The organism is Mobilitalea sibirica, assembly GCF_015999265.1.
GTDB lineage: Bacteria > Bacillota > Clostridia > Lachnospirales > Lachnospiraceae > Mobilitalea > Mobilitalea sibirica.
Window position 1 is genome coordinate 189783 of sequence record NZ_JAEAGR010000005.1, and the last position, 12001, is coordinate 201783.

At 35.0% G+C, this 12001-nt stretch carries 10 protein-coding genes; 9 read left to right on the top strand and 1 reads right to left on the bottom strand.

Annotation, left to right across the window (positions count from 1 at the left end; all coding sequences use genetic code 11):
• Positions 1 to 76 precede the first annotated feature (76 nt).
• Positions 77 to 1024: a hypothetical protein gene (locus I5677_RS07035; protein WP_197660859.1), complete on the top strand. Its 948-nt coding sequence runs from the start codon at positions 77 to 79 to the stop codon at positions 1022 to 1024.
• 49 nt (positions 1025 to 1073) lie between these two features.
• Here the strand turns inward: I5677_RS07035 and I5677_RS07040 are convergent, their stop codons facing one another.
• Complete coding sequence (locus I5677_RS07040; protein WP_197660860.1) at positions 1074 to 1538, bottom strand: VOC family protein; 465 nt, start codon at positions 1536 to 1538, stop codon at positions 1074 to 1076.
• Positions 1539 to 1853: 315 nt separating this feature from the next.
• On the opposite strand from I5677_RS07040, the gene I5677_RS07045 reads away from it, so the two are divergent.
• The 8 genes from I5677_RS07045 (at position 1854) to I5677_RS07075 (ending at position 11973) form a co-directional block, all read left to right on the top strand.
• Positions 1854 to 2045 (top strand): hypothetical protein, encoded by a 192-nt coding sequence (locus I5677_RS07045; protein ID WP_197660861.1) that lies wholly within the window; start codon positions 1854 to 1856, stop codon positions 2043 to 2045.
• A gap of 51 nt (positions 2046 to 2096) precedes the next feature.
• The gene (locus I5677_RS07050) at positions 2097 to 3413 is read left to right on the top strand and encodes a hypothetical protein (RefSeq protein ID WP_197660862.1); all 1317 of its coding nucleotides are present in this window, start codon (positions 2097 to 2099) and stop codon (positions 3411 to 3413) included.
• Complete coding sequence (locus tag I5677_RS07055; protein WP_197660863.1) at positions 3413 to 7291, top strand: DUF5704 domain-containing protein; 3879 nt, start codon at positions 3413 to 3415, stop codon at positions 7289 to 7291. Before I5677_RS07050 ends, I5677_RS07055 begins: the two co-directional genes overlap by 1 nt.
• A gap of 328 nt (positions 7292 to 7619) precedes the next feature.
• A complete protein-coding gene (locus I5677_RS17330) occupies positions 7620 to 7754 on the top strand; it encodes a hypothetical protein (protein WP_279380748.1) in 135 nt (44 codons plus the stop codon).
• A gap of 12 nt (positions 7755 to 7766) precedes the next feature.
• A complete protein-coding gene (locus I5677_RS07060) occupies positions 7767 to 8924 on the top strand; it encodes a radical SAM/SPASM domain-containing protein (protein ID WP_330617870.1) in 1158 nt (385 codons plus the stop codon).
• Positions 8925 to 8989: 65 nt separating this feature from the next.
• Positions 8990 to 9868 (top strand): radical SAM protein, encoded by an 879-nt coding sequence (locus I5677_RS07065; RefSeq protein WP_197660865.1) that lies wholly within the window; start codon positions 8990 to 8992, stop codon positions 9866 to 9868.
• Between the two features lie 24 nt (positions 9869 to 9892).
• A complete protein-coding gene (locus I5677_RS07070) occupies positions 9893 to 10870 on the top strand; it encodes a radical SAM/SPASM domain-containing protein (RefSeq protein WP_279380749.1) in 978 nt (325 codons plus the stop codon).
• A complete protein-coding gene (locus I5677_RS07075; protein WP_197660867.1) occupies positions 10849 to 11973 on the top strand; it encodes a type III PLP-dependent enzyme domain-containing protein in 1125 nt (374 codons plus the stop codon). Before I5677_RS07070 ends, I5677_RS07075 begins: the two co-directional genes overlap by 22 nt.
• The last annotated feature ends 28 nt before the right edge of the window (positions 11974 to 12001 follow it).

Sequence of the window (12001 nt, forward strand, 5' to 3'; positions counted from 1 at the left end):
ATTCGTAATAATTCTTATCACTACCGTGGTAATAATTGATATTAAAACGAATGAACTTAAATCAGTGGTAGAAAATATGGAGCAACTAAATCGAAATCTTGCTACAGCCATTGATGACGGAGTTACAAGCCTATCGCAATTGGATAGCAACAATTGTTTGAAAATCAGTATGGATGCAGCAGTTAAAAGTTTCTTTTTATCCCTTTACTCATCCTTTGGTGTGATTTCAGACAAGGAGAACCAGGAAAAATTAAATGCATACATACCGGTAATCACATTTACAATGGAAGATGGGTTTTATATTTTTTATAGTGAAGACTTCACCGGAGTAGACGGATATACCTATGTGGCAAAAACTTGGTCAGAAAAATTTCCTTATTATTATGAAGATGAGGATTTTATATATGGGTTTTCTTTGGGAAATGTAATCAGTCTTTATGATAAGAACGGTTTATTAAGTGGAGCAGAGCGATCCGTATTTAAATTGGATTATCATGATATACAGACAAAATCAGAATATGCATCTTTTCGTAACCTAAGGCCGGAGAGTATTCTGTTAAATGATGAATCGTTTGAACTGGTGAGAAAAGGAACCATCATTAGCTGCATAGAAGTTTCAATGGCTTATTATACCAGTCATCATAACAAGATAGCGCAAAGATACGGTATTACTTATAATTTTTCGCTACCGGTAATTCGTGATGATGAGTGGGCCCCCTTCTTGGATGATATCAGTATGTTCGTGGTATTTCAAGGATACCCGTATGGAAATGAAGCAAGTGAAACCTACAATCGGTTTTTATCTGCCGGTGCAAAAGTATCCAAGAATAAGGTATATTATATTGAACAAAAAGACTGGTATTATATTTATCATAGAAGTGACTGCCCTGAGCTTAGGCAGGAAGGCATAATATTTGATGACACCCCCTATTATACCATTAAAGATTGTGTGGAAAAAGGTGCATATGCATGTGAACACTGTTGTAAAAACCGTAAACATGTATATGCACCGGATATAAGCTAGATTAACTCTCGAATGTCTAGTAAGTAAAGTGAAAAGATAAATTTTGTATTCAATCTGATATATAATTTTTAACATACTCTACAGGATGCATCGTCCTTTTGGCAACCTCTTCAACACTCATTCCATTATCATGGAAGCGCTTAAATACACTTTCCATACTCTCACCCATTTCAATAATATGATAATCCGGATCATAGAAGCGAATAACTCTTTGCCCCCAAGGATATTCTTTCGTTTTATGAAGATATTCAATATCTTTAAATTGCTCTAAGTGTTTTTCTAATTGATCAAAATCAGCCTCTTCAAAATACAACTCATGGTCATTCGATTTATAGGTTATTTTTAGATTATCAATTCCTACTAAACCGGTGTAGTTTACTTGAAGAGAAAAACCAGACTCAAAACATAAATTTTCTCCTAAGTCTAGCATAACTTTTTGCATAAGTACCTTCTCATAAAAATTTCTGGAAATCTGAAGATCGGATACAACAATTAAGGGAGATATGAACTTCATAGGGATACATCCTTTCGTAATATATTTTGGGTTAAATTTTATCAGATGGAACATGACTACTGTATGTCATATTCATTTGATGATAGCAAGAATTAATCTTCATAAAACGACAATAATATGGAAAATTATTGAAATGTGCAATACTTATTGATATAATAAAATCAATTACAGAAATTTACACATACATATATCGGCAGAAGTGTAATAGTAACTATTTAGAAGCTTAAAAACAATATCATAGGGTATTCGTATTTAGAGGAGAATATATTCTTTTACTATGATATAAAGTAAAATCACATACGAAAGGGGTTATTTATGTATTACAGTAAAAGGGAAAGAAAGTTTAGAAGAAGGGTTAAGAGCATAGCGATTTTCTTAATAAGTTTATTTGTTTTGGTAGGTAGTATTATTTATTTTTCGGGTAAAAGCCATACTCCGGCAACAACACAATATACTGCAGAAGAGATGTTACACGATCATAATGGAGATGGAGTTCCTGATCATTAAAGAATGGTTAATCTAAACATATATAAATCATTAACCGGGGGAGTTGATAGTATGTTAAAAAGAACAATGAAAACTATGGTATCAGTATTATTAACAGTAATTATGCTAATAACATCTGTAATGATTACAGACACAAAAAATGTAAGTGCTGCGACAACTTACATAACGGTAGAAGCATTTGCACAGGCTCTGGCTAAGGAAATCGGACTCAGTTCCGTATCAGGAACCCATGATGGATATGTAAATGCATTACTGGAGAAAGATATTATTAAAGAGGGAGACTTTTCTTCCTATACCGGCAACTTAACCAGAACCGATGCAGCTGTCTTACTTAATAGAGCAGATGAATACCTCTATGGTGACAATATAGATCCCAAGCTGGTAGAATTGGCACTGGAAAAACGTATCTCTGATATCGAGAGTATTAAATCTTCAAAACGTACTGATGTGGTAAAGTGTTACTTAAAAGGCTTTATCAAGGGTTACTCCAACGGAGAATATTCTTCCGACCGGGAATTTAAAGGTAGTAAGAAGATTACGGAAAAAGGTGCCTTAAGCTGTATTAAATTATTAAAGGATAAGGACGGCAGAGCTCAGATTAGTCCGGATGGACAGCTGATTAGGACAACGAAATTACCGGTTTATGCGAAGTATTATCCTTATGTATTGGCGAGTTATCCTAATGAATATTATGATTGGCAGTTTGACTTTGAAGGACAGGTTCTATATGATCCTATGACCGATACTGAAACTCCCTATGAAAACATCAAGGATTATGCAGCTCCGGTAGATGTAGATAAGACGACGAAATTTGAAGACTTTCCTACCATGAAAGATGAGTATCTTAATAACTGGTTAGGAAAAGTAAAAACCTATATGGAACATGTCTTTAACGCAGACTATCGTACTATTAATGATAAATGGGTGGATGCAGTCTTGTCAACGGATTATGCTTATGGTTCAGAAACCAGAAGAGAACGAACTAGAAAAGAGATTGAGCAGTATGTCACTAACATGAAGAAGAATAAGACTATAGTGGAAAGCTCGAAGATAGCTGTGGACGGTTCCTCACTTTACTATTTTAGTGGAGATTATTATTTAAGAGTTTACGTCAAATACCGGATAGTATCTTCAGAGGTTAAATTTGGTGTTGATAATAATACTATTATAAGAGAAAGACCATATAGCAATATTCTTTATTCGAACTATCCTCTTGTACATTTTACTGATTATAAACTGGGAGAATGGAGGGAATGCCAGTTCGATGTGAGACTAGCACGATATTCTGAGAGAGCAGGAGCAGATTTAGGAATTTTTTATGCATATTTGGTTGAACAGTTGTACTATGAAAGGAGAATAGAGAAATAATGATATTTATTCAAAAGCAGAAGAATTTCTGCCGAGGGGTCTCTGTTCTTGTCATCCTATGTATTTTAATCGGCAGCTATGATAACCCGTTTCTAGAACGAGCCAGGGCTGCCGATACTTGGATGGAACTTGATGGCCTTCCTAATGGAATACAGAAAGCAGAAATAAAAGATGAGCAAATAGTTCAAACAGGTATTCATAATGCAGCAGATAAGGATCTAATACGATACAAGACGAAGTACTATTATATGGCAATAGAAACCTTTGACATCTATCAAAGAATGTCCAGTACAAGAAATTCCGGTATAGAAACGAAGTTGGTTAATTTTCGATATGGAAGAACACACACTGTTGATAATCTCAAATCAGTCGAATATATCATAGACCGAAAGGAGTTTACGAATGCGGCTGCTAAACTGGGTGTAACCGCAGATTCCATTATCCGAAACGGTGGTTCACAGACCGTATATATGAATAACATCTTTGATATCGTTCAGGGCGAAGATGATAGGGTATTAAGAAGGAATGTATTCGGTTATACAGAAATGATGAATGCGATTGACTGGAGCTCAGCCACGGATGAGTATCTGAAGGGATATTATAACTTTCCTTATAAGATTACAGCTGGAAGTATCTATGATGTAAAGATCAAAGCGGTCGATGAAGCGCGCAATGAACTGAAGGATTTAACTCCGAACGATACGAAATACAGCAAAGCCATCTATAGTCAGAAATGGCCCAGTAAACCAGCGACAAGCTATGAACTTCCACAAGCAGAAGAAACTATCGTTAAGAATAATGTCAATCATCAATTCAAGAAAGAATGGTACTACGAATATACCCGTCGGGGTACTGGTGAAAAGGTAACTATGCCAGTTTCGCCGGTTAGCAATAACCAAATATCTATTGCTAGTATGCCGGATGCAGATGAATTAACGATATATTTCGTCTATAAGAAGTCAACGAAACCATATTATTATCAGATTGATGCGGTGGACGAAACGGGTAAATACCTGAGGACAAATCGAAGTAAGACACTAACACATTTTGGTGACACATCGGTTTTTTACCGTCCTCTTTCACCCATTACTGTTAATAAAAAGGAATATAATTATCAGAATAAATGGGAGATGGTATACATTGACCGGGTAAGCGGGACGGAGAAGAAAATTACAAGGACGGGGGCAACGATTGATGATATAACTATGCCCGATGCGAAAGAGGACTCGATTGCTGTTTTTAAAGTAGTATTTTCTACCGGAGCAACACCAACCTTGCCACCTACACCGACACCAAGGCCAGGGGTACCATCACCAACTCCAACACCTGCCATACCTATAATTGAGGTTCCATTACTGGGTGCTGCATCGATGGAGTTTACACAGCCGGTTAACACCGGAATGATTCGGGCAGACTTAAGAGGAGCAGAAAGGTTTACGGCACCTTTAGGAGTACCAACAACAGAAAGCCTATTTGCAGAGGTAATAGCAAAAGAATATCTTGTCGGATATCGCTTTGTAAAAAAGATTGGTATTGAACATTACAACATAAAAGTAACCAAAGATTATATCTTAAGCTATATGACAGCCACACCGGAGGAAGAAGGTGGGGGAGAACCTGTTACAGAGACGATAACGGTAACGCATCATGTTACAGTACCAAGAGCTTATGGGTACTGGGAGATTGAAAATCTTGAAGTCTATAAAATCGATAACGCACATCTAACAAACTATGCCCTTCCGGGCGGTTCTATTACTTTATATCCTAATATGTCTTATTACAACCCACCAACCATAAGTTACAATCATTCCTCCAGTAAGGAGTATCATATAATCAAACCCAATGAGGCTATTAACGGAATAACTCTGCCTTCAGAAACCATATCCGTTCCTGGTGATCCTACCAGTAGACCGAATATTCCGCGAGAGGAATTCGAAAGACAAGCAGAATATACGGCATTAACTCAGACTGGTAAGATTAAAGTCAGAAGTGATTCTGTTATCTTTAACGATCAGACTGTAATATCGGATGCCATAAGGGAAACAGAAGCACCGGATATTAATCCGGCTGCCCTTCCGCAATGTTATACGAATATTAACAAGAATGTCTTGTACCGGTCAGGAATGGTGATTGATGCAACGAAGAAAAACGGAACCTATCCCTCCAGTGGAACCATTACTTACACCGCTTTAGCCAGGGTAGGAACAAACAGAGCGCAAAAACCCAGTTATATGATAAATAACCTAAATCAAGTGGTAATTCATTCTCCCGTTGTATGTGAGCCCATCCTAGAGGCTGATAATGACAGGTATGTTCAGCTTCTTAATCCCATGGATGGATGCACACAACTGGTTTTAGATCCGGATCAGAATTTATCTGATTTTACCGTAACGATATCCAATACAGGACCTCATAGCGGAAAGTTGGGATATTATACAAGAGACTTTTCAAGATCCCTCAGAGACCCGAATGTGTCCTACATAGCTTCCAGTAACGGTATCCTAAGGAATGAAGTACAATTTCCCTTCGATGTCTACTTAGATATTGGAGCAGATAAGGATCCGGAAAATGATACGTATGTCACAGCCGGTACCTGGGTCGTTATTGGACGGTCCTCTCCTCGGTTCTACCTTCCCATGTGGACAGAGGAAGGAGTACATACCATAAACTTTCGAACAGTAGCAGTAAACGGAGAACCGTACATTGAAAGAACTGAGGAATACGCTAACAGGGAACTAATTCGTTACGTGGCAACCAATACCAGAAAAGTTGAGGTATCCGGTCGGATGTATGGATTAAACATCTATGACCTGACAGACTATCCACTTTGGGAGGAAGCCTTCAGAGTTCCAAAATCCAAAGATTTTAAAAAGAATTATCCGGATAAATACCTTAATGGAACCGATAAGCCAACCTACAATAAAAACTATTCCTATACCTATACCATAGGAACTAATGACCAGTACGGCAATGATACGGGAAGGAAAACGAAGTTTACGCTACCATTGGTAAATGGAAGCCATCCCTATTATAAAAACCTCGGAGTATTAAAGTCAGGGTATATGTTCCGTTATTCCCTTGAAACAACCGGAAATCTGTTTTCCGATGCCAACATGGTACTAATTAATCCAAGTTTCTACTTTGTAGATAAGAACGGTGAGAATCGAACCGCAGTGGACCTTTATTACACGGAAGAGATTAATCGTAAGAACCGGCATCTGGTAAAGATGGGAAGCTCCTTAGATAAGATAAATATGAAGACGACCTCCACAGGAGATATCTACCTTGGTATCCCGGAAGATGAACTAAGACAGACCGCAGCGCTTCGAAATACCAACTTTGGTAAGCACATCGCAAAAAGAGCTCCGATGTTTACCTTTACAGATATCCGTCTTAATTATGCCTTTCGAACCTATGTCAATGATACTTATATGAATACAGTAAAAGGATTTGATTCATTTACAGACGTATTAGACAGAGGGATAGAAGAGGATGATATCACGATATGTAAGCAACGGTGGTACGGCGAATACTACTTACCTAATGAAGTACATGCAGTGGCCAAGGGCTTTGATGTATATGATTACATGGATAAATACGGAGTGGATTATAGTGAGGATTTCTGGCTGACCGACGGCTATATCATCATAAACTTCAGTATTGAAACCTTGGATCAGAACGGAAATTGCAGGTTATCCTACACGAATGCATTGAACTATATGGATAAAGGACATTGCAGTATGTGGATTATGGAAGGACCTGTACCTACAAAGAAAGATTGGGAAGGAACAAGCTTTAATTTCTTTGCCGGGGATGTCATTATGTACTATGCAGACAAACAGATGACGGATGATTATTCACCGGGTGTAATCTATTAATTAGCTTTAATAAGATATCAAATTTTATAGTTTTAAACCTAGTGTTACTGACATGCTATATGTTATTGAATAAGCACTAAAACATGTTAACATGATATGATAAGCTTTTTGATTTGAGTTAGAATAGATACCAATTGCATATATATTAGTGTGTGCATATATTGACAAACTTTATAAGATTGAATATACTATTTATTATAAAGCTAGTAAATCGATAGCAAGGCTGACACAAGATATAGTTATTAAGCAATATCGTTAGTTTGTGTTGGTGTGAACTATCTGTTCGGTAAAATAAATAAAACCAATAATAAAAGGAAGGTATTTAATAATGAACAGCACATGTGAAACTGTTAAGGAAATTAACAAAAGAGAATGTGAAAATGCATCTATTGAAGGATGGGCAGCATGGTATGAAGGCGAAGAAGGTTGGGGAATCGATGACGACGACGACGATGATAACTAAAAGTTGGGATTGGTGAAAAGTGTGAAAAGAATCTCAATAACAATTAAACCAACGAATGACTGTAATATGCGATGTAAGCATTGCTATCATGCAGAAGAGGGGTTCGATTCTGAGATGCTGAACCCTGCTTATGCAAAAAAAATGATAGATATAGCAGTTAAAGAATATGAAGAAATTCACATTGTATTTCACGGTGGAGAACCTACATTGTGGGGCTTGAATAATTTAGTAAATGTTCTTGAATACGAAAGATCTATAGAGGCAACTAATCCCAACATTAAATTTAAAAATATTATTCAAACAAACGGTGTTTTGTTGAACGATGAATGGATTAACGTTTTTAAAGAATATTCAATTGTTGTTGGTATTTCATATGATGGTCCTCATAATGATGATTTAAGAGCTAATTCGGAAGTCGTATATGATAATATGCTCCGAATGAAGGAGATGGGCTTATCCTTTGGAGTTTTGTGTGTTGAAAGTGCTAAGTCTATAAATAATCTTGAGGCGACCTACGAGTGGTTTAATAAAGAGGGATTTAGTTTTAAAGTCCTGGCTTTGTTTATGAGTGGTACAGCTTTGGAACATCAAGAGTTTGAAATAAACATTGATGAGTATGTCGATAATCTGGCCAAAGTATATAGGTTATGGTTATATGACAAAAACTGTCATATCTCAATGAGAACGTTTGAAGATTTATTAAAGGTTTCGGATAAGTTGTATTGCATCCAATATGGAGGTTCATGTATACATAACCGTATTTGCTTAAATCCTAATGGTGATATTTATCCATGTGGACGACCTTATACGGATGATTTTATCTTGGGTAATATTAAAGATCTAGAGTTGATTTCAGATGCTTTTAAAACACCAGCATATAAAAATTTAGTTGATATTAGTGCTGAGAGAGCAAAGCAATGTAGAGAAAAATGCGATTATTTTGGGGTTTGCAAGGGTGGTTGTGTATCAAGTGCCATTTTAGAAGGTTCTTTTGATAAAATTAACAATACTACTTGTGTACGTGCAAAAAAATTGCTTGCAAAGATAACGAAAATTAATAATGAAATCTATGCTTTGTATGATGAAGGGAAACATCTGGAAGAATTTAATCCCATAGCATTGAAAATTATGAAGAAAATACGTACTGGAAAATACAATTTTACAAAATAATGAAAACAAGCCGGCTATTATGTAGTGGGCTTGTTTTACTATGAATGACGGAGTGATTATGAAGTATGCCAAATATTTATTATTTTAATATAAACTACTATTGTAATAATGATTGCGTGTTTTGCTTTTCTTCATCGACAGGAAATAATTCACATCAGATTAGCTTAGAAGATTTTATGCAGAGAATAAATTTCGTCAGACCAACTATGGATGATAAAGTGGTATTCAATGGAGGAGAACCGTCTATTCACCCTGAATTTTATTTAATGGTGAATTACGTGAATGAAAACTATAACACCAATGTAGTGGTGTATACCAATGGTGTTTTTTTAGATTTGATCAGAATAAAAAAGAAAGATAATCTGATGTTTATAGTTCCAATCCATGGAGAACAAGAGTTACATAATTGTATTACACGAAATAATGAGTCATTCTCTTCTACGATAAAAAACTTGCAGAAGATGCAAAAAAATGGTATAAATTATACCATTAAATTTATAGTTAACTCCGTTATGATTGATGACAATTTTAAAATAAATATGTTTTTGGATAAATATAATTTGTCACCAAATGAAATAGTTATCGCTAGGTTAAATGAAACCAAGAAATCGAAAGCAAATCAGGTGGCTAGTATAGATGCTGTAGCATTTATAAATTATTTAAATTTCTATGATCGAATATTACGAGAAAACTATGTGTTAAAATACTTAGATATACCATTTTGTTATATAAACGATGTGAATATAGAGAGTCTTGAAATTCTGAATATTCCACAGTTTTATTTTAACGATTATCATTACAAAATGTTATATCGAAGTTACTATAAACAGATAAAAATAGGAGAAAGCTGTGAGGATTGTGAGTGTTCTGGACTATGCAGTATGCTGAGTAGTTCATATTTAACTCTCAGTTATAGGGATGGCTGGCGAATTGTAATTGAGTGAATTTGATAAAAAAGAGGAGAAAAAATGCAATTATATTTACTACTAAACGAGAACTGTAATCTAAGTTGTTCCTTTTGTATTAGAGGGTCAATGAGTAGAAATAGTCTAAGGATTGATGATTGGCTACGTGTATTGGACAATAATGATTTTAGCAAGTATAGCTTATTGCTGACAGGTGGGGAACCTTCATTGCACAAGGATATTAATTCCTTAATAGAATGTTCCATAGACAGATTTAAGGATATCTGCGTCAATACGAATGGATTTGACTCAAGTTGGATAGATAGCCTTTCTTACAAAAAAATTCATGTACAGGTTTCTCTTGATGGAACCCCGGCTGTACATAACTCCTTAAGAAGTAATAATTGTCTGGATGTGTATTCGATGGTTAATAAAACTATTGAAAAATTAGAAGTATTGGGAGTGTCCTATAACATTTCAACGACCGTGAGTAGAGATAATTACCACAATGTTATGGACCTGCTGGAGATGATTTATTCATACAAAACGATGAAATATTGGAAGGTATCTCCACAATTGCCTTTTGGTTGTGGCTCAATTGAGAATACTATTAGTGTTGAAGAATGGAACAGTTTAGTAGATTCTTTGCTTGATAATTCAAGGATTCTATTAAGGATTAAGAAATTATATGATTTTACTCTTCTTGAGAAAATCATGGATAGTGATAAATATTTAGATTATAATATCAAAACCAACTGTGGAAATGTAAGTAATAAACTGTATGTATACCCTGACTTAACGGTTTACCCATGTACTTGTTTAACAGATTTCCCACTGGGCAACTTGAAAGATAGCACATTGTTAGATATTTTCAATTCGGAGGAAAGTTATAAATTTATCAATTATAAGGTTGAAGAATCATCCGATTGCTATGATTGTAAATATTTGAAATTGTGTAACGGTGGTTGTATTGGTATGTCATATAATTATTTTGGAAAATTAGGTAAAGGTGATTACAGATGTCCGTTTGTGAAGAAATGAAAACCCCATACTTTTTGATTAATCTTAATAGAGTAGAACAGAATTATACTACATTTAATAATGCAATTGAAAGAAACAATCGTAAAGATATAATTGCTTATTCGATAAAAGCAAATTATGATAGAAACATTATTGATAAACTGAAACATATGGGAGCATATTTTGAAATTTGTTCAAACTTTGAATTTAATAAACTGTGTGAATATGAAGTGGATCTAAAAAAAGTTATTATAAACGGTCTCTTTAGAAGCAAAAATGAAATAATGAATTACATAGATAATGGTTCATTGGTGATTTTTGATACCATCTCACAGTTACGGTGGATTCAAAATATCGACTATCCGATTCAAATAGGAATTAGACTTAATATTGACTATATTAAAAACGACGACAGTTTATACGGGTGCAAAATTTCTCGTTTCGGGATTGATGTTAGAGATAATGAAATCTTTGATTTGATACAAAAAAATAAGAATATCATGATTACATGTTTACATTGCCACTTTTCAGGTAATTCCAGAGATCCTCTGATATATGCTGCGATAACTACAGAACTGTGTCGTATTATTAGAGAAAATAGATTATCATCCGTAAAAATGATAGACATCGGTGGTGGATATAAAATTGCTCCACAATTTTGGAGTTTTAACGATTACGTGCATACTGTTACCTCAACACTTGTGAAACAAGCGATGGAACATTTAACTGTGATATACGAGCCGGGTAACAGTTTGGTAAGAACATCATGTTCTTACATTACTAAAATCATTGATGAAAAAAATATGAATGGAATATCGTACTTGACAGTGGATGGGACTAGGTTGCATTTATCACCAAAGAATGAACGAAATAAGTTTGATTATAAAGTTAAGCAGCAGCAAGACGGTATTATAGTATCAAAACAATTGATAGTAGGAAGTACCTGTAAGGAGTCTGATATTATTTTAGAATTAAATAATATTAAGCGTTTATCGGTTGGTGAAACAATACAATTTGATAATTTGGGAGCATATCTAATAAATGAAATTTCTGATTTCTTAATGCATAAACCTGAGATATACTACTGTGATCAATGCGGATGTGAATTGGAAGAACGAAATTAAGTTTTAAGATTCTATGTTTAACCGCGTC

Excerpts from the sequence above, each read along its gene's own strand:
- I5677_RS07035 (WP_197660859.1), top strand. The coding sequence starts at position 77 with ATGGAGCAACTAAATCGAAATCTTGCTACAGCCATTGATGACGGAGTT.
- I5677_RS07040 (WP_197660860.1), bottom strand. The coding sequence starts at position 1,538 with ATGAAGTTCATATCTCCCTTAATTGTTGTATCCGATCTTCAGATTTCC.
- I5677_RS07045 (WP_197660861.1), top strand. The coding sequence starts at position 1,854 with ATGTATTACAGTAAAAGGGAAAGAAAGTTTAGAAGAAGGGTTAAGAGC.
- I5677_RS07050 (WP_197660862.1), top strand. The coding sequence starts at position 2,097 with ATGTTAAAAAGAACAATGAAAACTATGGTATCAGTATTATTAACAGTA.
- I5677_RS07055 (WP_197660863.1), top strand. The coding sequence starts at position 3,413 with ATGATATTTATTCAAAAGCAGAAGAATTTCTGCCGAGGGGTCTCTGTT.
- I5677_RS17330 (WP_279380748.1), top strand. The coding sequence starts at position 7,620 with ATGAACAGCACATGTGAAACTGTTAAGGAAATTAACAAAAGAGAATGT.
- I5677_RS07065 (WP_197660865.1), top strand. The coding sequence starts at position 8,990 with ATGCCAAATATTTATTATTTTAATATAAACTACTATTGTAATAATGAT.
- I5677_RS07070 (WP_279380749.1), top strand. The coding sequence starts at position 9,893 with ATGCAATTATATTTACTACTAAACGAGAACTGTAATCTAAGTTGTTCC.
- I5677_RS07075 (WP_197660867.1), top strand. The coding sequence starts at position 10,849 with ATGTCCGTTTGTGAAGAAATGAAAACCCCATACTTTTTGATTAATCTT.